General features: G+C 72.3%; 17 protein-coding genes. 8 read left to right on the forward strand and 9 right to left on the reverse strand.

Going from position 1 to position 23,235, the window contains the following annotated elements; translation table 11 throughout:
- The first annotated feature begins 99 nt into the window (after positions 1–99).
- From ACIQOU_RS04675 to ACIQOU_RS04695, 5 genes are read left to right on the forward strand one after another with little or no spacing between them, the layout of a single operon-like run.
- A complete protein-coding gene (locus ACIQOU_RS04675; RefSeq protein ID WP_401533853.1) occupies positions 100–1,317 on the forward strand; it encodes an isochorismate synthase in 1,218 nt (405 codons plus the stop codon).
- Positions 1,314–2,951 carry a (2,3-dihydroxybenzoyl)adenylate synthase gene (locus tag ACIQOU_RS04680; protein ID WP_401533854.1) on the forward strand — a complete coding sequence of 546 codons (1,638 nt, stop codon included), beginning with the start codon at positions 1,314–1,316 and terminating at the stop codon, positions 2,949–2,951. Before ACIQOU_RS04675 ends, ACIQOU_RS04680 begins: the two co-directional genes overlap by 4 nt.
- 14 nt (positions 2,952–2,965) lie before the next feature.
- Positions 2,966–3,607, forward strand: coding sequence for an isochorismatase family protein (locus ACIQOU_RS04685; RefSeq protein WP_401533856.1), 642 nt, complete (start codon positions 2,966–2,968; stop codon positions 3,605–3,607).
- Positions 3,604–3,837, forward strand: coding sequence for a phosphopantetheine-binding protein (locus ACIQOU_RS04690; protein ID WP_401533857.1), 234 nt, complete (start codon positions 3,604–3,606; stop codon positions 3,835–3,837). The genes ACIQOU_RS04685 and ACIQOU_RS04690 overlap by 4 nt, the downstream gene beginning before the upstream one ends.
- Positions 3,834–7,727, forward strand: coding sequence for an amino acid adenylation domain-containing protein (locus ACIQOU_RS04695; RefSeq protein WP_401533860.1), 3,894 nt, complete (start codon positions 3,834–3,836; stop codon positions 7,725–7,727). Before ACIQOU_RS04690 ends, ACIQOU_RS04695 begins: the two co-directional genes overlap by 4 nt.
- A gap of 25 nt (positions 7,728–7,752) precedes the next feature.
- On the opposite strand, the gene ACIQOU_RS04700 is transcribed toward ACIQOU_RS04695, so the two are convergent.
- The 9 genes from ACIQOU_RS04700 to ACIQOU_RS04740 all read right to left on the reverse strand — a co-directional run bounded on the left by ACIQOU_RS04700 (position 7,753) and on the right by ACIQOU_RS04740 (position 17,323).
- Positions 7,753–9,204, reverse strand: a complete 1,452-nt coding sequence (locus ACIQOU_RS04700; RefSeq protein WP_401533862.1) for an LLM class flavin-dependent oxidoreductase — start codon at positions 9,202–9,204, stop codon at positions 7,753–7,755.
- Positions 9,201–10,094 carry a carbohydrate ABC transporter permease gene (locus tag ACIQOU_RS04705; protein ID WP_401533864.1) on the reverse strand — a complete coding sequence of 298 codons (894 nt, stop codon included), beginning with the start codon at positions 10,092–10,094 and terminating at the stop codon, positions 9,201–9,203. The genes ACIQOU_RS04700 and ACIQOU_RS04705 overlap by 4 nt, the downstream gene beginning before the upstream one ends.
- Positions 10,091–11,002: a carbohydrate ABC transporter permease gene (locus ACIQOU_RS04710; protein WP_401533865.1), complete on the reverse strand. Its 912-nt coding sequence runs from the start codon at positions 11,000–11,002 to the stop codon at positions 10,091–10,093. Before ACIQOU_RS04710 ends, ACIQOU_RS04705 begins: the two co-directional genes overlap by 4 nt.
- Positions 10,999–12,339, reverse strand: a complete 1,341-nt coding sequence (locus ACIQOU_RS04715; protein WP_401533866.1) for an ABC transporter substrate-binding protein — start codon at positions 12,337–12,339, stop codon at positions 10,999–11,001. Before ACIQOU_RS04715 ends, ACIQOU_RS04710 begins: the two co-directional genes overlap by 4 nt.
- A 38-nt stretch (positions 12,340–12,377) precedes the next feature.
- Entirely contained in the window at positions 12,378–13,595 is a 1,218-nt protein-coding gene (locus ACIQOU_RS04720) for an acyl-CoA dehydrogenase family protein (protein WP_401533867.1), read from the reverse strand.
- A gap of 83 nt (positions 13,596–13,678) precedes the next feature.
- Complete coding sequence (locus tag ACIQOU_RS04725; RefSeq protein WP_401533868.1) at positions 13,679–14,899, reverse strand: SfnB family sulfur acquisition oxidoreductase; 1,221 nt, start codon at positions 14,897–14,899, stop codon at positions 13,679–13,681.
- Positions 14,900–15,111: 212 nt separating this feature from the next.
- On the reverse strand, positions 15,112–15,195 hold the full coding sequence (locus ACIQOU_RS04730) for a putative leader peptide (RefSeq protein WP_401534643.1): 84 nt from the start codon (positions 15,193–15,195) through the stop codon (positions 15,112–15,114).
- Positions 15,196–15,444: 249 nt separating this feature from the next.
- Positions 15,445–16,974 carry a helix-turn-helix domain-containing protein gene (locus ACIQOU_RS04735; protein WP_401533870.1) on the reverse strand — a complete coding sequence of 510 codons (1,530 nt, stop codon included), beginning with the start codon at positions 16,972–16,974 and terminating at the stop codon, positions 15,445–15,447.
- 151 nt (positions 16,975–17,125) lie between these two features.
- Positions 17,126–17,323, reverse strand: a complete 198-nt coding sequence (locus ACIQOU_RS04740; protein ID WP_401533871.1) for a DUF4236 domain-containing protein — start codon at positions 17,321–17,323, stop codon at positions 17,126–17,128.
- Positions 17,324–17,700: 377 nt separating this feature from the next.
- On the opposite strand from ACIQOU_RS04740, the gene acnA reads away from it, so the two are divergent.
- The 3 genes from acnA to ACIQOU_RS04755 all read left to right on the forward strand — a co-directional run bounded on the left by acnA (position 17,701) and on the right by ACIQOU_RS04755 (position 23,150).
- The gene (gene acnA / locus ACIQOU_RS04745) at positions 17,701–20,415 is read left to right on the forward strand and encodes an aconitate hydratase AcnA (protein ID WP_401533873.1); all 2,715 of its coding nucleotides are present in this window, start codon (positions 17,701–17,703) and stop codon (positions 20,413–20,415) included.
- 165 nt (positions 20,416–20,580) lie between these two features.
- Positions 20,581–21,333 (forward strand): response regulator transcription factor, encoded by a 753-nt coding sequence (locus ACIQOU_RS04750; RefSeq protein WP_401533875.1) that lies wholly within the window; start codon positions 20,581–20,583, stop codon positions 21,331–21,333.
- Between the two features lie 227 nt (positions 21,334–21,560).
- Positions 21,561–23,150: an ATP-binding protein gene (locus ACIQOU_RS04755; protein WP_401534645.1), complete on the forward strand. Its 1,590-nt coding sequence runs from the start codon at positions 21,561–21,563 to the stop codon at positions 23,148–23,150.
- The last annotated feature ends 85 nt before the right edge of the window (positions 23,151–23,235 follow it).

A 23,235-nucleotide genomic window follows, 5' to 3' on the forward strand; every position in this document is an offset into this window, starting at 1 on the left:
CCCGCGACCGCACCCGCGCTCCCGTGCCACCCGGCCCGCTCCCCACGACCGGCCTGAACCGCCGCGCACGGCCCCCTCGTCCTCCCTCTGGAGACCCTCATGGCTACCTCCGTCCACCGGCCCACCGCCCCCCTCGACGCCACCCCGCCCGAGCTGATACGCCCCGGCGCCGCGACCGCCCTGCTCGACGCCTACCACCCGGCCGGGGACCGCTTCCTCGCCACCCCGCACCGCACCCTCCTCGGCTCCGGCACCGCCGCCGAACTCCCGCACACCGCGAGGCCGTTGACCGAGCGGGTCGGCGAACTGCTCGACGCCCGGCGCCGTGCGGGCGAGCCCGACCCGGTCGTCATGGGCGCCCTGCCCTTCTCCCCGGACGCCCCGCCCGCCCTCGCCGTCCCGCGCGACGTGCGCTGGGCGCCCCCGCTGCGGTCCGACCCCCTCGTCTCGCTGCCCGTGCCGCACACCGAGGACCCCGCCGGATGGCAGCTGCGCGAGGTGCCCGCCGCACACGAGTACGGCGCCCTGGTCGCCGCCGCCGTCGCCCGGATGCGGGCCGGAGAGTTCGACAAGGTCGTCCTCGCCCGGACCCTGGAACTCACCGCGCCGCACGCCCCCGACCTGAGCGCCATGCTGCGCCGACTGGCCCGCCGCGACCCGGCCGGCTACACGTTCGCCGTGCCCAGCGGCCCCGGCCGCACCCTCGTCGGCGCGAGCCCCGAACTCCTCGTCTCCCGCACCGCGGCCACCCTCACCGCCAACCCGCTGGCCGGGTCCGCGCCGCGCAGCACCGACCTCGCCGAGGACGTGCGGCGCGCGGCGGCGCTCCTGGAATCGCCCAAGGACCTGCACGAACACGCCGTCGTCGTCGACGCCGTCCGCACCGCCCTCGCCCCGTTCTGCCACACCCTCGACGTCCCCGAACGCCCCACGCTGGTGCGGACGGCCGCGATGTGGCACCTGTCGACCACCGTCACCGGCACCCTCGCCCGCCCCGCCACCACCACCGCCCTCGACCTCGCCCTGGCCCTGCACCCGACCCCGGCCGTCTGCGGCACCCCGACCGCCGTGGCCCGCGCGGTCATCGCGGAGTCCGAACCCTTCGACCGGGGCGCCTACGCCGGCATGGTCGGCTGGCAGAACGCGGACGGCGACGGCGAATGGGTCGTCACCCTCCGCTGCGCCGAGGCCGAGGGCACCGTGCTGCGGCTGTTCGCCGGCGCGGGCGTGGTGGCCGCCTCCTCACCCGAGGCCGAGACCGCCGAGACCGACGCCAAGTTCCGCACCTTCCTCAACGCCGTGGGAGCCACCCTGTGACCACCGACGCCACCACACCCGGCGTGGACGCGCCGACCTGGCCCGCCGAGTTCGCCGAGCGGTACCGCGCCGCCGGCTACTGGCGCGGGGAGACCTTCGGCGGCGTCCTGCGCGAGCGCGCCGCACAGCACCCCGACCGGATCGCCCTGATCGACCCGGCGCCCACCCGCCGCACCTGGACCTACCGCCAACTCGACGAGCGGGCCGACCGGTTGGCGGCCGGGTTCGCACAGCGCGGCATCCGCAAGGGGGACCGCGTCGTCGTACAGCTCCCGAACATCGGGGAGTTCATCGAGGTCGTCTTCGCGCTCTTCCGTATCGGCGCGCTCCCCGTCTACGCGCTGCCCGCCCACCGTGACACGGAGATCGCCCACTTCTGCGCGTTCTCCGAAGCCGTCGCCTATGTGATCCCCGACCGGCACGCGGGCTTCGACCACCGCGCACTCGCCGCCAGGGTCCGCGCCGACACACCCACCCTGCGGCACGTCTTCGTCGTGGGCGACGACCCCGGCCCGCACACCGCGCTCGCCGACGTGGCCCGCGACCCCGTCGCCCTGACCGGACCCGCCCCGCACGAACTGGCCTTCCTCCAGCTGTCCGGCGGCACCACGGGCCGCCCGAAACTGATCCCGCGCACCCACGACGACTACCTGTACTCGCTGTGGGGCTCCAACGAGATCTGCGGCGTCGACGCCGACACCCGCTTCCTCGTCGCCCTGCCGGCCGCCCACAACTACCCGATGAGCAGCCCGGGTTGGCTCGGCGTGCTGTACGCGGGCGGCACCGTCGTGCTGTGCCCCGCGCCGGACCCGGACACGGCGTTCCCGATCGTCGCGCGCGAACGCGTCACGATGACCGGCCTGGTACCGCCCCTCGCCCTCGTCTGGACCGAGTCCGCGGCCACCACCGACCACGACCTCACCAGCCTGGAACTGGTCCTGGTCGGCGGCGCCAAGTACAGCGAGGTCGCCGCCCGCCGCCTCGAACCCGCGCTCGGCTGCCGCCTGATGCAGGTCTTCGGCATGGCCGAGGGCCTCGTCAACTACACCCGCCTGGACGACGACACCGAGACCGTCGTCACCACCCAGGGCCGCCCCATCTCCCCGCACGACGAGATCCGCGTCGTCGACGACGCCGACCGGGACCTCCCCGACGGCGAGCCCGGGAACCTGCTGACCCGCGGCCCCTACACCATCCGGGGCTACTGGCGGGCCCCCGAGCACAACGCCCGCGCCTTCACCGCGGACGGGTTCTACCGCACCGGCGACATCGTGCGCCGCACCCCCGGCGGCCACCTCGTCGTCGAGGGCCGGGCGAAGGACCAGATCAACCGGGGCGGCGAGAAGATCGCGCCGGAGGAGATCGAGAACATCATCCTCGCCCACCCCGCCGTCCACGACGTGTCCCTCGTCGCCGTCCCCGACCCCTACCTCGGGGAACGCTCCCTCGCCTATGTGATCCCGCGCGCGGACGCCGCCCCCCTCACCGCCGTCGCCGTCAAGCGCTTCGTGCGCGAACGGGGCGTCGCCGCCTACAAGGTCCCCGACCTCGTCGAGTTCGTCGCCGCCTTCCCCCAGACCGGCATCGGCAAGGTCAGCAAGAAGCACCAGCGGTCCGCCGCCGAGCAGCACTGAAAGGCTCCCCCACCATGGCACTGCCCGCCATCGCCGCCTACCCCCTGCCGGGGCCGGACGAACTGCCCGCCAACCGGGTCGACTGGACCGTGGACCCCGCCCGCGCCGTCCTGCTCGTCCACGACCTCCAGCACCACTTCCTCGCCCCCTACCCGCCCGGCGAACAGCCGCTCACCGGCATGCTCGCCAACACCGCCCGCCTGCTGCGGGAGAGCCGCGGGCTCGGCATCCCGGTCCTGTACTCCGCCCAGCGCGGCGGCCAGACCCCCGAGGAACGCGGACTCCAGCTCGACTTCTGGGGCCCAGGAGCCGCCGACGACCCCGCCGCCCTGGCGATGCCCCCGGCCGTCGCCCCCGAGGACGGCGACACCGTCCTCACCAAGTGGAAGTACAGCGCCTTCGTCCGCACCGAACTGGAGTCCCTGATCCGGCAGTCGGGCCGCGACCAGCTCGTCATCGTCGGCGTCTACGCCCACATCGGCGTGCTCGTCAGCGCCGCCGACGCGTGGATGCGGGACATCCAGGCGTTCGTCGTCGCCGACGCCGTCGCCGACTTCAGCCGCGACGACCACGACCTCGCCCTGCGCTGGGCCGCCGGCCGCTGCGCCGTCGTCACCACCACCGACACGGTCGTCCAGGAGGTACGGGCCGCATGACCCTCACCGTGGAACAGATCCGCCAGGACGTCGCCGACTGCATCGGTGAGGACCCCGCCGACATCCCCGTCGACGAGAACCTCGTCGACCACGGGCTCGACTCCGTGCGCATCATGACCCTCCTGGAACGCTGGCGCCGCGAGCACGACACCCAGCTGTCCTACGTCGACCTCGCCGAACAGCCCGTCGTCGAGGCCTGGGCCGTTCTCCTGGGAGCGGCCCTCCGATGACCGCCACCCTCCCCGAGGCCACCGGCACCCGCGACCAGGTGCTGCCGCTGACCGCCGCCCAGACCGGCATGTGGTACGCCCAGGCGCTCGACCCGCTCAGCCCCGCCCAGAACACCGCCGAGTACCTGGAGATCGACGGCGAACTCGACCCCGGCCTGTTCGCCCGGGCGCTGCGGCAGGTCACCGCCGAGGCCGACACCCTGCGCGTCCGCGTCACCGACACCCCCGAAGGACCGCGCCAACACGTCCGCGCCGACGTCGAACCGCCGCTCACCGTCCACCGCGACCTCGGCGAGGACGAGGCGCTGGCGTGGATGCGCGCGGACCTCGCCCGCCTCTGCGACCTGGCCGCGGGACCCCTGTTCGGGCACGCCCTGTTCCGCGTCGGCCCCGGCCGCTGGCTCTGGTACCAGCGCATCCACCACCTCGCCATCGACGGCTTCGGCTACGCGCTCCTGGTCCGCCGCACCGCCGAGGTGTACTCCGCGCTCGTCCGCGACGAGGACCCCGGGCCCCGCCCCTTCGCCGCCCTGTCCGACCTGCTGGCCGTCGACGCCGCGTACCGCTCCTCGGGCGACCTGGCGGCCGACCGCGCCTTCTGGAACGAGGCGTTCCGGGACCGGCCCGAGGCCTCCCGCCTCGCGGGCCGCGCCGCGCTGCCCTCCCGCACCTTCCGCCGGCACACCACCCGGCTGTCGCCCGCGACCACCGAGGCGCTGCGCGACCTCGCCGCCCGCACCCGCGCCACCTGGCCCGACGTGCTCGTCGCCGCCCAGGCCCTGTACACCGCCCGCGCCACCGGCCGCACCGACGTGGTCCTCGGCGTCCCCCTGATGGGCCGCCTGGGCTCCGTCGCGCTGCGCGTGCCCGGCATGGTCATGAACGTGCTGCCGCTGCGCCTGGACATCGCACCCGGCACCACCTTCACGCAGCTGGTGCGCCAGGTCGTCCTCGGGCTCCGACAGGCCCGCCGCCACCAGCGCTACCGCTACGAGGACATCCGGCGCGACCTGGGCCTGCTCGGCGAGCACCGGGGCCTGGCCGGACCGCTGGTCAACGTCATGCCGTTCGACTACGGAGCCACCTTCGCGGGGGCACCGGCCCGCGCCCACAACCTGTCCGCAGGACCCGTCGACGACCTCACGGTCAACGTCTACGACCGCGCCGACGGCCACGGCCTGCGCATCGACCACGACGGCAACCCCGCGCTCTACGACGACGCGGACCTCGCCGCGCACCAGGCCCGCTACATCGACCTCCTGGAGCGCCTCACGACGGCCGACCCGGACACCGACCTGGCCGCCCAGCCGATCGCCACCCGCGCCGAACTCGCCCTGGTCCTCGACGAGTTCAACCGCACCGAGCACGCCGTACCGGCCACCACCCTGATCGGCCCGATCGAGGCACAGGCGGCCCGCACCCCCCGGGCACCGGCCCTCCAGCACCGGGACGTCACCCTCACCTACGCCGAACTCGACGCCCGCGCCAACCGGCTCGCCCGGCATCTGCGCGGCCTCGGCGCCGGACCGGGCGAACGGGTGGCGGTCTCCCTGCCGCGCTCGGCCGACCTGATCGTGGCGCTGCTCGCCGTCCTGAAGTCCGGCGCGGCCTATCTGCCGCTCGACCCGGACTACCCCGAGCAGCGGCTGACGCTCATGCTCCAGGACGCCGCGCCCGTCTGCGCGCTCACCGACCACGCCGGCCGGCTCCCGGACGGCACCGGCACCCCGCTCGTCGCCCTCGAAGGCCTCGACGTCAGCGCCCACCCCGCGACGCCCCCGGCCCGCGCCCTCACCCCCGCCCACCCCGCGTACGTCATCTACACCTCCGGCTCGACCGGCCGCCCCAAGGGCGTCGTCGTACCGCACGCGGCGATCGACAACCGGCTGCGGTGGATGCAGCACGCGTACCCGATCGGGGACGGTGACCGGGTGCTCCAGAAGACCCCGTCGTCGTTCGACGTCTCGGTGTGGGAGTTCTTCTGGCCACTGCGGGAGGGCGCGACGCTGGTCCTGGCCGACCCCGGCGGACACAAGGACCCGGCCTATCTGGCCCGGCTGATCCGCGAACAGTCCGTCACCACCTGCCACTTCGTGCCGTCCATGCTCCAGGTGTTCCTGGCCGAGCCGGGCGCGCGGCAGGCCGCCGGGGTGCTGCGCCGGGTGTTCTGTAGCGGGGAGGCGCTGGCGCGCGAGACGGCGAGCGCCTTCGCCCGCACCCTGCCGGGCGTCGAGTTGCACAACCTGTACGGGCCGACCGAGGCCGCCGTCGACGTCACGTATCACGCGTGCGCGGCGGACGGCACGGGTCCGGTCCCGATCGGACGCCCCGTCTGGAACACCCGCCTGTACGTCCTCGACCCGGCAGGGCAGCCCTGCCCGCCCGGCGTGGTCGGCGAACTCCACCTGGCGGGACGGCAGTTGGCGGACGGCTACCTCAACCGGGAGGACCTCACGGCGGAGCGGTTCGGCACCGACCCGTTCGGCGCGCCCGGCGCCCGCATGTACCGCACCGGCGACCTGGCCCGCTGGACCCGCGACGGCGAGGTCGAGTACCTCGGCCGCACCGACCACCAGGTGAAACTGCGCGGCCAGCGCGTCGAACTCGGCGAGATCGAGGCCGCGCTCGCGGCCGGGGAAGGGGTCGACGGCGCCTGCGCGGTGGTCCGCGACGACCGCCTCGTCGGCTATGTGACCGGCACGGCCGACCCCGCCGCGCTGCGTGCCGCCCTCGCCCGGGAACTCCCCGAGCACATGGTGCCGTCGGCGATCGTCACCCTCCCGGCGTTCCCGCTCGGCCCCAGCGGCAAGCTCGACCGCCGCGAACTGCCGGACCCGGTCTACACCGGCGCGGGCACACCACGCCCCGCGAACCCGCTGGAGGAGACGCTCACCCGGCTCTTCGCCGAGGTGCTCGGCGCCGAACACACCGGCCCGGACGACGCGTTCTTCGACCTGGGCGGCACCTCGCTGCTGGCCATCGGGCTCCTCACCCGGATACGCGAGGAACTGGGCGCGGAGCTGACCATCGGCTCGCTCTTCCAGGCCCCGACCCCGGCCGCCCTCGCCACCCGGATCACCGACGCCTCCCCGGTGGCGGCGGACGCCCTCGACGTACTGCTGCCGCTGCACGCCCGGGGCACCCGGACCCCGCTGTTCGCCGTCCACCCGGCGGGCGGCCTCTCCTGGTGCTACGCGGGCCTCGCCGCCCGGCTCGGCCAGGACCAGCCCGTGCACGGCCTCCAGGCACCCGGTCTGACGAGCGACGGGCCGCTGCCGGAATCGCTGTGGGAGCAGGCGGCCCACTACGTGACCCGCATCCGCGAGATCGCCCCGCACGGCCCCTACCGCCTCCTCGGCTGGTCGGTCGGCGGCGTCCTCGCGCACACGGTGGCGGTCCTGTTGCAGGAGGCGGGGGAGAGGGTCGACCTCCTCGCGCTGCTGGACGCGTTCCCCTCGGAACAGTGGCGGGCCCGCCCCGCGCCCCAGGAGGGCGACGCGCTCACCGCCGTTCTGCGGATGGCCGGATTCGAGCGTGGCGCGGAACGCACCCGGGCCGACGTCCTCGCCACGCTCCGCGCGGCGGGCAGTCCGCTGGCGGGACTTGAGGACGGCACCCTGTCACGGATCGTGGACATCGTCCCCCACCACGCCCGCGCCCTGCGCGAGCACACCCACCGGCGCTACGACGGCGACGTCCTGTTCTTCACGGCGGCGGCCCCTCGGCCGGAGGACTGGCTGACCCACACGGCCTGGGCCCCGCACGTGAGCGGCGACCTTCGCAACCTCGACCTGCCGTGCACCCACCCGGAGTTGCTGCGCGACGCGCAGGTGGAGGTGATCGCCCGGGAGGTCGCCCGGCGCATCGGGGAACTCGACGAGCGAGCGTAGGAACGCGATCAGGTGCCCGGCGAGGTCAACTCCGGCCGTCCGACGGGGTGGTGGCGGGGCCGCGGGCCCGTCCGCTCTCGGCCACCCCCCGTTCGCGGTGCCGGGCCGCCGGGTGGTCGGCGCGGACCCGGGGGGTGCCCGCGCCGTACAGGTGCTCCCGCAACGTCGTGCCGGGCGGGGTCACCGGTATCCGGCCCCGGGCGCGCAGTTCGGGAACGACGAGGTCGACGAAGTCGGTGAAGGTGCCCGGGGTGGTGGCGTAGGCGAGGTTGAAGCCGTCGATGTCGGCCTCCTCGACCCACCGTTCCAACGCGTCGGCGACGGTGGCCGGGGAGCCGACGACGACCGGCCCGATGCCGCCGATGCCGAGGTAGCGGGCGACCTGGTCGGGGGTCCAGGTGCGGGTCGGATCGGCGCTGGAGAAGATCGCGAGGGCCGAGCGCACGGCGTCCGTGTCGACGTACTCCAGGGGCTGATCGGGGGCGAGTTCGGACAGGTCGAGGCCGCTCCAGCCGCCGTAGAGCGCGAGGGCGCCCTCGTAGGAGGCGTACCGGAGCAGGTCCTCGTGCTTGGCCCGGGCCTCCTCGTCGGTGGGCGCGGTGACCGCCGTGAGCAGGATGAAGATCTTGACGCTCGCGGGGTCCCGGCCCTCCGCGACGGCCCGCGCCCGGATGTCGTCGACGACCTTCCGGGTCGCCGCCGGGTTCACCGCGTTGATGAAGACGCCCTCGCCGTGCCGGGCGGCGAAGGCACGGCCGCGCGAGGAGGCACCGGCCTGGAAGACGACCGGGGTGCGCTGCGGCGACGGCTCGGACAGGAACACACCGGGGACCTCGAAGTGCCGCCCCTTGTGGGCGATGTCGCGGATGCGGGCCGGGTCGGTGTAGAGGCCGCGCTCGGGGTCCCGGACCACCGCGTCGTCGTCCCAGGAGTACTCCCACAGCTTGTAGCAGACCTCCAGGAACTCCTCGCCCACCTCGTACCGGTCGTCGTGGCCCTGCTGCCGGTCGAGTCCGAGGTTGCGGGCCGCGCTCTCCAGGTAGGAGGTGACGACGTTCCAGGCGACCCGGCCCTTGGTGAGGTGGTCCAGGGTGGTCAGGGTGCGGGCCAGCTTGTAGGGCTGTTCGTAGGTGAGGGAGACGGTGACGCCGAAGCCCAGGTGCTCGGTGACGGCGGCCATCGCGGAGATCGCGGGCAGCGGGTCCGACAGCGGGATCTGCGCGCCCTGGCGGACGGCGGCGTCCCGGGAGCCCTGATAGACGTCGTACACGCCGAGGACGTCGGCGATGAACAGGGAGTCGAAGCCGCCCCGGTCCAGGAGGCGGGCCAGCTCGGTCCAGTACTCCAGGTCGGTGTACCGGTGCGCCTGGTCGTCGGGATGGCGCCACAGCCCCGGCGACTGATGCCCGACGCAGGCCATGTCGAAGGCGTTGAGATGAATACGCCGGGGCGTCAACGGCGGTGTGGGCGAGGTCATTTGACAGCTCCGGTGGTCAGGCCGGCGACCAGGCGGCGTTGCGCGGCCACGGCGAGGAGATAGACGGGGGCGATGCCGACGAGCGAGACGACCGCCTGCTGTCCGAACTCGACGTTCTTGTCGCCCTGGAAGAGCGAGAGCAGCACCGGCAGCGTCTGTGAACCGCTGTCCTGGGCGAAGCTCAGCGCGAACAGGAACTCGTTGTAGCTGAGGAAGAAGCAGATCAGGGCCGCCGCCGCGACCCCGGGGCCGATCAGCGGGAGCACGATCCGGCGCAGCGTGGCCGCGCTGCCGAGCCCGTCAAGCCAGGCCGCCTCCTCCACCTCCCGGGGCACCCGGCGCACAAAACCGTCCAACAGCCAGATCGCCACAGGGACGTTGGCGAGGCCGTCGACCAGGGCGAGACCGGTCACCGTGTTGTCGAGGTCGAGGGTGCGCAGCAGGAAGAACAACGGCAGCACGGCGACGACCGGCGGGGCGCAGTAGCTGGACAGGACCAGGCTCGCCAGCCGGGCACCACCGCGTCCGGCGCGCGCCGTGCAGTAGGCGCCCGGCACCGCGATCACCAGCGTGAGCACGACCGAACCCGCCGCCACCGCCCAGGAGTTGAGGGCGTAGTGGGCGAGGTCGACGGCGCGGAAGGCGTCCGGCCAGTTCCGCCAGAACAGCGCGCTGGGCAGCAGACCGCCGTTGAGGACGTCGTCGCGGGAGCGCAGGGAGAGGGAGACGACGTAGAGGATCGGGACCGCCATGACCAGGGCGACCAGGGCGAGGACGACACTCGGCCAGCGCGGCCGGCGCCTACGGGCCTTCCCCGGTCGCGGCGGGGCGGGTGCGGCCTGCGGGGCGATCTGCCGTTCCTGGTGGGCGAGTGGGGCGGTGGTGCTCATGCGGTCTCCTCGTGGTGCCTGCGGCGCAGCGCGACCAGGCTCGTCACGGCGCCGATGACCAGGGAGAAGACGACCGTCCCGGCGGCCGCGGCGCCGACGTCGAACTCCTGGAGGGCGGTGCGCTGGATGTCGTAGGTGCTGGTGGTCGTGGAGAAACCGGGGCCGCCGGAGGTCACCACGTACACGAGGTCGAAGACCTTGAAACCGATGACCAGCTTGAGCAACAGCACGGAGAGCAGGGTGGGTTCGATCGCGGGCAGGGTGACCGAGCGCAGCGTGCGCCAGGCCCCGGCGCCGTCGATCGCGGCGGCCTCGGTCAGCTCGTCCGGGACACCGAGCAGGGCGGCGTACACCAGGAGCATGACGAACGGCGTCCACTGCCAGGTGTCGATCACGACCAGCGTGAGGAACGCCGACAGGCCGCCGCCGAGCGGGTTGACACCCGGCAGACCCACGCCGTGCAGCACGCCGTTGAGGGCGCCGCCGACCGGGGCGAGCAGCAGCTTCCAGGCGACGCCGACCATCACGGGCGGGGTGACCAACGGCAGCAGCAGCACGGTGCCGAGCAGACCGGGACGCCGGCCCCGGGCGCGCAGCAGCAGCGCGAGCCCGGTGCCGAGGAGCAGTTGGGCGGTGGCGGCCAGCACGGCGAAGGCGACCGAGCGCCACAGCGAGCCGGTGAAGGACTGACTCTCCAGCTCCGTACGGAAGTTGGCGAACCCCGTCCACTTCTGGAGGGGTTGGGCGAGCGTGGAGTCGGTGAGGGCGAGCCCGATGAGATAGACGAGCGGATAGGCGGCGAACACCGCGAGGAAGGCGACGGCGGGAGCGGCCAGCAGCTTCGGAACGCGCGTGGCGGACAAGGCCGTTGACGCCCGTGCGGGGGCCGTCAGGTCGGCGGCGCTCATCCCGACGCGCCCTTCTTCAGCTCCTTCTCCCACGCCTTCTGGGTGTTCTGCAACGACTCCTTCGCGCTCTGCTTGCCCTGGAGGCCCAGGGCGAGTTCGTCGACGAGGGTCTGGAGCAGCTGCGGCGCCCCCGGGACCGTGGGCCACGGCAGCGGGTCACCGGCGAGACCGGTGCGGACGACCTCGTAGGAGTCGGGCGAATAGGTGCGGAATTCAGGGGAGTTGAGGGTGCTGGTGCGGATCGGGTCGGCGCCCGCGTCCGGCTTGGACAGCACCAGGAGGTTCTGCCGCGCGGACGTCGCCCACGCGATGAAGGCGGCCGCCGCCTCCTTCTGCTGGGACGCCTTGGACACCGCGAGGCCGAACCCGGCGTCCAGCGAGGTGCGCGGGGTGGTGTGGGCGCCGCCGACCGGCAGCGTCGTCACCCCCCATTTCCCGGCCACCTTGGACTGCTTGGGGTCCTGGGCACGCTTGGCGAAGTCGGTCCAGAAGTCGAGCATGGCGCCCTTGCCGTCGAGGAACGCGGGCGTCGCCTGGTCGAAGCCGATCTGCAACGGGGTCGGCAGGGCGCTGGGCGCGGCGTCGAAGAGGATCTGCGCGGCGGCGATCGCCTCCGGGGTGTCCAGGGTGGGGTTCCCGGCCGCGTCCAGGAACGAACCGCCGTACCCGGCAAGGCGGTTGGCGAAGGCGCAGCCGAGGATCACGGGCACCTGCTGGGCCTCGATGATGGCGCCGTAGTACTTCCCCTTGGCGTCCTTGGTGATCTTCGCGGCGGTCTCGTTGTACTCCTCCCAGGTCTTGGGCGCCTGGACCTTGTGCCGTTCGAAGATCTCCGTGTTGTAGAAGAGGATGTGGGTGTCGCCGTCGTAGGGCAGCCCCCAGCGCCTGCCGTCGTAGCGGGTGTACGTGTCGTACAGCGAGGGCAGGAAGTCGCTCTCGTCGATGTCCCGGTGGGCCTTGATGTAGGCCGTCAGATCCTCGATGACCCCGCCCTGCGCGAGGGTCCCGACGGCCGCGTACCAGTACATGAACACGTCGAACTGGCCCGCCCCCGACTGCACGTCGAGCACCGCCTTCGCGGTGAGCTTGTCGTAGGGGACCGGGGTGACCTTCAGCTTGGCGCCGGTCGCCTTCTCGAAGGGCTCGGCGAGGTACTGGAAGGACAGCGCGTTCGGCTGGTTGGCGAGGATCGTGAGGGTGACGCCGTCCAGTTTCGGGGTGGCGTGCGGGTCGAGGGCGGCGGACGCGTCGGAGCCGCAGGCGGCCAGCAGCGGGGAGGCGGCGGCGAGGGCGGCGGCACCGGTGGTGGCGCGCAGGAGGGTTCTGCGAGTGAGCATGGCGGGGTCTTTCGGGGTGGCGGGGCGGGGGTCGGCGATCAGGTGTAGAGGGTGAACGGCGGGTGGGTGCCGTTGAGGAAGTGGTCGCCGACCTCGCGCAGCTTGTAGGCGACGGGGTCGTGCAGGGTGTGGGTGCGGGCGTTGCGCCAGAACCGGTCGAAGCCGAGGTCGGAGGCGGTGGCGCGGGCGCCGGTGACCTCCAGGACGCGGGCGGTGATGTCGAGCGCGGCCCGGGTGGAGGCGGCCTTCGCGACGGCGACGGTGACGGCGATCTCGCCGCGTTCCCCGGCGGTCAGCGCGTGCCCGCGCTCAAGGCCGCGCTGAACGGCGTCGGCGGCCTGGTCGGCCAGCGCGCGCACCGCCCGTGCGGAGACGGCGAGTTCACCGTAGGCGGCCAGCACGTAGGGGTCCTGGGTGGCCGACTCGACGCCGGACAGCAGCCAGGGCCGGGTGACGGTCCGGGTGTAGTCGCGGGCGGCGGCCAGGGCGCCCTCGGCGATCCCCAGGTAGAAGTGGACGAAGATCGCCTGGATGGCCGGGGTGACGAGGGTCGCGAACGGGTCGAGGGCGCCCTCCTGTTCGGAGAGCACGCCGAGGATGTCGGCGGCGGCTACCGGCACGTCCCGGAACGTGATGCTGCCGCTCGCCGACAGCCGCTGCCCGAAGTGGTCCCAGTCGTCGGGCCGTTCGACACCGGCGTGCACCGGATCGACGAGGACGACGACGGGTTCGCCGGTGTCGGTCCTGACGGCACCGGCGACGATCCGGTCGGCGGTCCTGGCACCGGTCGCGAAGCTCTTGCGGCCGCTCAGGAGGAAGCCGTCGCCGGTGCCGTCCGGGGTGAGGGTGACGTCCGGGTCACGGGGGTTGAAGGCGCCGCCCCACACCCACTGCCCCTCGACGGCGGCCCGTTCCAGCTCCGCGGTCTTCTCGGCGGTGCCGAAGAAACGGACGTTCCATGACAACAGGTAGTGGTAGCCGATGAGTTGGCCGATCGAACCGTCTCCGGCGGCGATCTCCCGGATCACCCCGTACGCGGTACGCCAGTCGGCCCCGCCACCGCCCCGCTCCTTCGGCACCAGCAGGGTGAGCAGCCCGGCCTCCCGCAGCAACCGCACTTCCGCGAACGGGGGTTGGTTGGCCTTGTCCCGCTCGGCGGCGTCCTCGGCGAGGCGCGCGGCGACCGTACGGGCAACGGCGATCCAGTCGGTGTCCGTGGTCACGGGTGCGGTGGGTGCGGTGGGTGCGGTGGTCATGAGGCTCGCTCTCTCAGGGCTCGGGGCACAGGGCTCGGGGCGCAGGGCCGGGGGCTCGGGCTCGGAATCGACATCGGGCGGGGTCAGACGATCCCGTTGGCGGGCGGGGCGACGCCGTTGAGGGAGTGGTTGCCGAGGTGCTGGATCTTCCAGCGGCGGGGGTCGTGCAGGGTGTGGGTGCGGGCGTTGCGCCAGTGCCGGTCGAAGTTCTGGGCGCGGGTGGCGGCGCGGGCGCCGATGAGCGCGAAGACCTCACCGGCGACGGTGACGGCCGCGGTGTCGGCCTGGGCGCGGGCGGCGGTCACCGCGAGGGAGGCGTCGGTGGCGGCCCGGGCGTCGGCGGGGGCGCGGTGGGCGGCGTCGATCGCGTCGCCCGCCTTCTCCAACAGCGCCTCCGCGGCCCGCACCAGCAGGGTGAGTTCGCCGAACTTCTGGATGACGAGCGGCTCCTCGGCGGCCCGCTCCACCCCGGCCTCGCCCCACGGCCTGGCCAGCGTTCGGATCAGCTCGCCGCCCTCCTCCAACGCGCCCCGGGCGATCCCCGTGTCGACGGCGGCATGGATGAACTGCCCGTAGGCGCCGAAGACTTCGGGCCGCTCGAAGGTGAGGTGGTGCGGCACGACCAGATGCGCGGGAACGACGACGTCCGTCAGCCGGACCGTGCCGCTGGCGGTGATCCGCTGCCCGATGCCGTCCCAGTCGTCGACGACGTCCACCCCGGGATCGTCGGACGGCACGAAGGCGGCGGTGAGCCGGTCGCCGGGGCCGAGCGCGAACACCGGTATCCAGTCGGCGAACAGGGCGCCGGTGGCGTAGTTCTTCACCCCGTCCAGGCGGTACGTCCCGTCGGGCCGCTCCTCCAGCCGGGTCGCGAACTCCAGGGCGTGCCGGGTCGCCTTCTCGGCGAGGGCGTTGCCGAACCGGGCACCGGCGAGCAACTCGGCGTAGAAGAAGGCGCGTTGCGCCTCGGTGCCGTTCTCCTTGAGCACCTCGACGAAGAAGAAGTGGTTCTGCGGGATCTGCCCGATGCTCGGGTCCGCCGCCGAAAGCAGCCGGACGATCTCGCCGAGGGTGCGGGTGCTGACCTCGGCGCCGCCCTGGGCACGCGGCACCGTGACCGCGAGCAGCCCGGAGGCCGACAGCTCGGCCAACTCCGCGTGCGGCAGCAGCCGTTCGGCGTCCCGGCGGGCCGCTCCGGCACGGAAGGAGTCGGCCAGCCGGGCGGCGACGGCCACCGCTTCGGCGTCGTCGGCGATCACCTGGGCGGTGCGGGAACGGGCAGGGGAGGACGGGGCACTGGGCATGGGGCATCCTTCGGCGGCGGCACGCGACAGCGAGCGGCGCGGCCGGTGCGACGCGTGCGGGTGTCCGGAAAGGGGGGGGAGAGAGGAGGGGTGCCGGTTCAGGGCACGGAAGGCGGCCCCGCGGAATTCAGCGGGCGGTGCCGAGCGGGCAGGGGCCGTGGGAGGAGGCCGGGAGCGCGGGCGGGTGCGAAGGGCGCCCTATCGCCGCGACCTCAGATACAGGGCCGACAGAAGGCGCTGGAGACGCGCGCGAGATCGACGTGACGTCGTCGCGTGAATCCGGGCTGCTTCTTCATGCCGCCGATCAAAGCAGGGGCGCTTTCACCGGGTCAAGGAATTCGACGGCCCGTCTCGTATCCCGGTACTCGATAATTCCGAGGCTTTGACAGGGATTCCCTTGAACACCCGCCTACCGCACGGGAGATGCCCCGCAGAGCCGGGGAGGAGGTGCGGAGGGCTTGGGGGAGACGCCGAGAAAAACGACCGCGCCCCTCCCCGTCCCGCGCTCGTGCAGGTCAGGGAGGGGCGTGGGCGGGGCGTGGCGTTTAGATGTCCCGGAAGGTTTCGATCTGGGCGCCTACCGAGTTCAGGCGTTCTGCCAGGTCCTCGTAGCCGCGGTTGATGACATAGACGTTGCGCAGCACCGAGGTGCCGTCCGCCGCCATCATCGCGAGGAGGACGACGACCGCGGGGCGCAGGGCCGGCGGGCACATCATCTCCGCGGCCCGCCAGCGGGTCGGGCCCTCGACCAACACGCGGTGCGGGTCGAGGAGTTGGAGCCGGCTGCCGAGGCGGTTGAGGTCGGTCAGATAGATCGCGCGGTTGTCGTAGACCCAGTCGTGGATCAGGGTCTTGCCCGACGCGACGGCGGCGATGGCCGCGAAGAAGGGCACGTTGTCGATGTTGAGGCCGGGGAACGGCATCGGGTGGATCTTGTCGATCGGCGCCTCCAGCTTGGAGGGCCGCACGGTCAGGTCCACGAGCCGGGTGCGGCCGTTGTCGGCGACGTACTCGGCGGTGCGGTCGTGGTCGAGGCCCATCTCCTCCAGGACCGCCAACTCGATCTCCAGGAACTCGATCGGCACCCGGCGCACCGTCAACTCCGACTCGGTGACCACGGCGGCGGCCAGCAGGCTCATCGCCTCTACCGGGTCCTCGGAGGGGGAGTAGTCCACGTCGGTGTCGATGTTCGCGACGCCGTGCACGGTGAGCGTGGTGGTGCCGATGCCCTCGACCCGCACGCCCAGCGTCTCCAGGAAGAAACACAGGTCCTGGACCATGTAGTTGGAGGACGCGTTGCGGATGACGGTGACGCCCTCGTGGCGGGCGGCGGCCAGCAACGCGTTCTCGGTGACGGTGTCGCCGCGCTCGGTCAGCACGATCGGCCGGGCGGGGCGGATGGCGTGGTCCACCGTCGCGTGGTACTGGCCCTCGCTGGCGGCGACGTCGAGCCCGAACCGGCGCAGCGCGATCATGTGCGGCTCGATGGTGCGGGTGCCGAGGTCGCAGCCACCGGCGTACGGCAGCTTGAAGTGGTCCATGCGGTGCAGCAGCGGGCCGAGGAACATGATGATCGAACGGGTCCGGACGGCGGCCTCGGCGTCGATCGCGTCCATGTCGATCTCGGCCGGCGGCACGATCTCCAGGTCGACCCCGTCGTTGATCCAACGGGTGCGCACGCCGATCGAGTTGAGGACCTCCAGGAGGCGGTAGACCTCTTCGATGCGGGCCACCCGGCGCAGCACCGTGCGCCCCTGGTTGAGCAGCGAGGCACAGAGCAGGGCCACGCACGCGTTCTTGCTCGTCTTGACGTCGATGGAGCCGGACAGCCGACGTCCGCCGACCACCCGCAGATGCATCGGACCCGCGTAGCCCAGAGAGACGATCTCACTGTCCAGGGCTTCACCGATTCGGGCGATCATCTCAAGGCTGATGTTTTGATTGCCGCGCTCGATGCGATTGACCGCGCTCTGACTGGTGCCGAGAGCGTCCGCGAGTTGCGTTTGTGTCCAGCCCCGGTGCTGTCGTGCGTCACGGATGAGCTTGCCGATGCGTACGAGGTAGTCGTCTGCCATGACGTCGAGGCTATCTCAGATATGAGATCACGCCCGCATCGCCCGCCGTTCGGGTGACGCCCCGTCAGGGGGTGCTGAGGGGTGGCGGACCGGGGTGGCGGGGAGGTCTTCTGAGGTGAGGAGGCCTCCCTGCCGCCGACCGGGTGATGTGTCACTTCCGGCGTGTCCTCGTGGTGCGCCGCCAGCCGAACGGACCCGGCAGATCCATCGATGTCGTCCGGCGTCCCGAGCTGCTGCGCGTGTAGTGCGGGCCGCTCTTTCCGCCCGTGGTGAGGGACCAGGAGCGTTTGTTGATGTTCAGTCGTACGCCCGGCAGTATCCGGAAGCTCTTGCGGAAGGTGAGGGGCACGGTGACTCCCTTCGGGTCGGCCTGATGTTCCTCGCCCCCTCCGGATACCCCGACTCGGCCCCCGGATGGCCGCCGGTGCGTACGGGATGGCCGCCGGTGCGCGGGGGATGTCCCGCCCGGCCTTTGTAGTCCACCGGTCCCGGGACCCCTCCCGAAGAGGTGCGTGAGCGCCGAGGGGACGCACGCCACAGTGGGGCCGGGCATGACCAGCCCGGCCCTATGCACTAGAGTTATCTCGACATCGAGATATCTGCCGAGGAGCACCGCAGCCGTCACCCCGGTAAGGGTTACCTAACTTAGCCGAACCTCAGTGGATCGGCCAAGACGCCGTGGCGGCAGGATCGTGGTGGTAGCGCACATCAATGAAGGAGACTGTCGTGTCGGCGAACAGCTTCGACGCCCGCAGCACATTGCAGGTGGGCGACGAGTCGTACGAGATCTTCCGGCTGGACCAGGTGGAAGGCTCGGCTCGCCTTCCGTACAGCCTGAAGGTCCTGCTGGAGAACCTGCTCCGCACCGAGGACGGCGCGAACATCACCGCCGACCACATCCGGGCCCTCGGCGGCTGGGACTCGCAGGCCCAGCCCAGCCAGGAGATCCAGTTCACGCCGGCCCGCGTGATCATGCAGGACTTCACCGGCGTTCCCTGCGTCGTCGACCTCGCCACCATGCGTGAGGCCGTCAAGGAGCTGGGCGGTGACGCGGCGAAGATCAACCCGCTCGCCCCCGCCGAGCTGGTCATCGACCACTCCGTCATCGCCGACAAGTTCGGCACCCACGAGGCGTTCGCGCAGAACGTCGAGCTGGAGTACGGCCGCAACCGCGAGCGCTACCAGTTCCTGCGCTGGGGCCAGACCGCGTTCGACGAGTTCAAGGTCGTCCCGCCGGGCACCGGCATCGTCCACCAGGTGAACATCGAGCACCTCGCGCGGACCGTCATGATCCGCAACGGACAGGCGTACCCGGACACCCTGGTCGGCACCGACTCGCACACCACCATGGTCAACGGCCTCGGCGTCCTCGGCTGGGGCGTCGGCGGCATCGAGGCCGAGGCCGCGATGCTCGGCCAGCCGGTCTCCATGCTCATCCCGCGCGTCGTCGGCTTCAAGCTCACCGGTGAGCTGAAGCCCGGCACGACCGCCACCGACCTCGTCCTCACGATCACCGAGATGCTCCGTAAACACGGCGTCGTCGGCAAGTTCGTCGAGTTCTACGGCGAAGGCGTGGCCGCCACCTCGCTCGCCAACCGCGCCACCATCGGCAACATGTCGCCGGAGTTCGGCTCCACCGCCGCGATCTTCCCGATCGACGACGAGACCCTCAAGTACCTGCGCCTGACCGGCCGCGACGAGCAGCAGGTCGCGCTCGTCGAGGCGTACGCCAAGGAGCAGGGCCTCTGGCTGGACCCGAAGGCCGAGCCCGACTTCTCCGAGAAGCTGGAGCTGGACCTGTCGACGGTCGTGCCGTCGATCGCGGGACCCAAGCGCCCGCAGGACCGCATCGTCCTCGCGAACGCCTCCCAGCAGTTCGCCCTCGACGTCCGCAACTACGTCGAGACCGCCGACGAGGCCGGCAAGGAGTCCTTCCCCGCCTCCGACGCCCCGGCCGCCACCAACGGCGTTCCGACCAACCCGGTCACCGTCACCGCCCCCGACGGCTCGACCTACGAGATCGACCACGGTGCGGTGACGGTCGCGGCCATCACCTCCTGCACCAACACCTCGAACCCGTACGTCATGGTCGCCGCCGCGCTCGTCGCGAAGAAGGCCGTGGAGAAGGGCCTGACCCGCAAGCCGTGGGTCAAGACCACCCTCGCGCCCGGCTCCAAGGTCGTCACCGACTACTTCGACAAGGCGGGGCTCACCCCCTACCTCGACAAGGTCGGCTTCAACCTCGTCGGCTACGGCTGCACCACCTGCATCGGCAACTCCGGCCCGCTGCCGGAGGAGGTCTCCAAGGCCGTCAACGACCATGACCTGGCCGTCACTTCGGTGCTCTCCGGCAACCGCAACTTCGAGGGCCGGATCAACCCCGACGTCAAGATGAACTACCTCGCCTCCCCGCCGCTGGTCGTCGCGTACGCCCTCGCCGGGTCGATGAAGGTCGACATCACCAAGGACGCCCTCGGCATCGACCAGGACGGCAAGCCCGTCTACCTCGCCGACGTCTGGCCGACCGAGGCCGAGGTCAACGACGTCGTCGCCAACGCCATCGGCGAGGACATGTTCAACAAGTCCTACCAGGACGTCTTCGCCGGCGACGCCCAGTGGCAGTCGCTGCCCATCCCCACCGGCAACACCTTCGAGTGGGACCCGCAGTCCACCTACGTGCGCAAGCCCCCGTACTTCGAGGGCATGACGATGGAGACCACCCCGGTCTCCGACATCGCCGGCGCCCGCGTCCTCGCCAAGCTGGGCGACTCGGTCACCACCGACCACATCTCCCCGGCCGGTGCGATCAAGGCCGACACCCCGGCCGGCAAGTACCTCACCGAACACGGCATCGAGCGGCGTGACTTCAACTCCTACGGCTCCCGCCGAGGCAACCACGAGGTCATGATCCGCGGCACCTTCGCCAACATCCGGCTGCGCAACCAGGTCGCGCCCGGCACCGAGGGCGGCTTCACCCGCGACTTCACGCAGGCGGACGCGCCGGTGTCGTTCATCTACGACGCCTCGCGCAACTACATCGACCAGGGCATCCCGCTGGTCATCCTCGCGGGCAAGGAGTACGGCTCCGGCTCGTCCCGCGACTGGGCCGCCAAGGGCACCGCGCTGCTCGGCGTCAAGGCCGTCATCGCCGAGTCCTACGAGCGCATCCACCGCTCCAACCTCATCGGCATGGGCGTCGTCCCGTTGCAGTACCCGGCAGGCCAGTCCGCCGAGACCCTCGGCCTCACCGGCGAGGAGACCTTCTCCATCGCGGGCATCACCGAGCTGAACGACGGCACCACCCCCGCCACCGTCAAGGTCACCACCGACACCGGTGTGGAGTTCGACGCGGTCGTCCGCATCGACACCCCCGGCGAGGCCGACTACTACCGCAACGGCGGCATCTTGCAGTACGTGCTGCGCAACCTGATCCGCAAGTAGGCGGTTTCAGCCGCTCACGTGGTCAAGTGAGCGGCCGCACACGGTAGTCGAGGGCCGTATCCCCAGATCATCGGGGATACGGCCCTCGTCGTTCCCGTCCCGAGACATCGCCTGGACCCAGGTGGGACACAGGACTTGCTCAGTGGACCGGGACACGATCGGTACATGGCAGCCACCCCCGCGTCCCGCACCGGCCGGGTCCGCGTCCTCATCGTCGACGACGAGCCCGCGCTCACCGAGGTGCTCTCCGTCGCCGTCACCGAGGCGGGCTGGCGGCCCTACCCCGCCGCCGACGGACACACCGCCCTGCGGCTCGCCCGCGGCTGCGCCCCGCACGTCGTCGTCCTCGACGGCATGCTCCCCGACCTCGACGGCATCCAGGTACTGCGCCGGCTGCGCCACGAGCACCCTCGGCTGCCCGTCCTCATGCTCACCGCCCGCGACGCCCCCGAACACCGCATCGACGGCCTGCGCAACGGCGCCGACGACTACGTCACCAAGCCGTTCTCCCTGGAAGAGGTCGTCGTCCGGCTGCGCGGGCTGCTGCGGCGCGCCGGTGGCGGTGGCGCCGGATGGGCCGGGGGTCTTGACGGCGGCGTGCGCGACGACTCCGCGCGCGTCCTCGGGGACCTCGTCCTCGCGCCGGACGCCCGCGAAGTGCACCGCGCGGGAACGCCCGTCCAGCTCACCGCCAAGGAGTTCGACCTCCTGAGCCTCCTGCTCGACCACCCCCGGCAGGTGCTCAGCAAGGCTCAGATCCTTCATCACGTGTGGAGCAGCTCCTTCGACGGCGGCGGCAACCTCGTCGAGGTCTACATCTCCAGCCTGCGGCGGAAGATCGACAGGGGGCGGGCGCCGATGATCCACACGGTGCGGGGCACGGGCTACGCCATCCGGGCCGCGGAGGACGGGCGATGAGCGGACGCCGGGAGACGCGCGGGTGGTGGGGTCGTGGGCAGGGGGATGGTGTCGTTGAGCGTCAAGGGGCTTGTGGGTCAATGGATATGACGGAGCGTCAGGAAACTGGGCGGCGGTGGTCGTGGCCTCGGGCTCGGGGCTCGCGCGTGCGGTCTTTTCGGGCTCGGTCGTTGCGGGTTCGGCTGCTGCTCTTCGTCGGGGCCACACTGGTCGTCGTGTGCGCCGCCATGTCCGTCACCACCGTCCTGGTCCAACGTGCCTACCTGATCGGCAACTTGGACCAGCGCGTCGGCAACGCCGCCCAGCGGGCCCTGGGCGGAGCCTCCCTCCACCCCGATCTCCAGCGGGACCTGACCTTTCTGCAAGAGAGCGGGCACCCCGCCGGGATGCTCGCCGCCCGCCTCGACAGCTCCGGCGCGATCCTCACCGCCGCCGTCGTGAGCCAGGACGCCGCGCCGCTCTCCCTCACCGCGACACAGCGCGCCGCGCTGGCCGGCGTCACCGCCGACGGGGCGATGCACTCGCTCACCGTGCCCGGGCTCGGGACCTATCGGGTCGCCGTGCTGCAACGCGACGGCGTGCGGGTCCTCGCCGGGCTGCCGATGGGGGACGTCCAGGACATGATCGGCGGGCTCGTCGCCGTGGAAGTGGGCGTCACGGCGGCCGGGCTCGCCCTCGCCGGAGGCCTGTGCGCCGTTGTCATCCGGCGCCAGCTGCGGCCCCTCGGGCGGGTCGCCGCCACCGCCGTCGAGGTGTCGCGCTCGCCGCTGGGACGCGGCGTCGTCACCGGGCTGACCCGGGTCCCCGAGCGGGACACCGACCCCGGGAGCGAGGCCGGGCAGGTCGGAGCCGCGCTGAACCGGATGATCGACCATGTGGAATCCTCGCTCGCCGAACGGCAGCGCGGGGAGGAGCAGGTGCGGCGCAGCGAGGAGCGGATGCGGCGGTTCCTGGCCGACGCCAGCCATGAACTGCGCACGCCGCTGGCCTCCATCGCCGGGTACGCGGAGTTGATGAACCGGGGGACCGATCGCATCGAGCCGCTGATGGCGTGGCGGCGGGTGTCCGCGGAGTCCGCGCGGATGACCGGGCTCGTGGAGGATCTGCTGCTGCTCGCGCGGCTCGACGAGGGGCGGCCGTTGGAGTCCGGCGAGGTGGACCTCGCGGCGGTGGTCGCCGAGGCGGTGTGGGACGCGCGGGTGGCGGGGGACGGGCACGAGTGGCGGCTCGGGCTGGAGCTGGACGGTGGGATACCGCTGGTGGTCGGGGACGGGGCTCGGTTGCATCAGGTGGTGGCCAACCTGTTGGCCAACGCGCGGGTGCATACGCCGGTGGGGACGACTGTGGTGGCTGAGGTGGGGGTGGTGGGGGAGCGGTGCGTGGTGCGGGTGCGGGACGACGGGCCGGGGATTCCGGACGCGTTGTTGCCGACGGTGTTCGAGCGGTTCACTCGGGGGGACGCGTCTCGGGCTCGGGCACGGTCGGGTGGGCGGGCCGGTGCGGGTTCTGGTGGGGCGGGGCTGGGGTTGGCCATCGTTTCGGCGATCGTCGGGGCGCATGGGGGGCGGATCGGGGTGAGCAGCGTTCCTGGGCGGACGGAGTTCACGCTGGAGTTGCCGGTTGCGGCGGGTGCGGGTGCGGGGGCGGCGGCGGTCGGTGGTGGGGGGTCGGCGGCTTCGGCGGCGGCCGGTGAGGGGGCGGCTTCGGCCGGTGGGGGTGCGGCGGCCGCCGGTGGGGGGTCGGGGGCGTGTGGGCACGGCGAATCCGCCGCCTCTCGGGCCCCGCTGTCTGCTGCCACGGCTGAACTCGATTGGTGACCGGGTAAGCGGCGGATTTTCGCCGCGCCCCCACGCCCCACTCCCGTATCGATCCCGGCCAACCCCTGGGGGAGTCATCGGTCAA

This window comes from Streptomyces sp. NPDC091279 (assembly GCF_044757465.1).
Classification (GTDB): Bacteria; Actinomycetota; Actinomycetes; order Streptomycetales; family Streptomycetaceae; genus Streptomyces.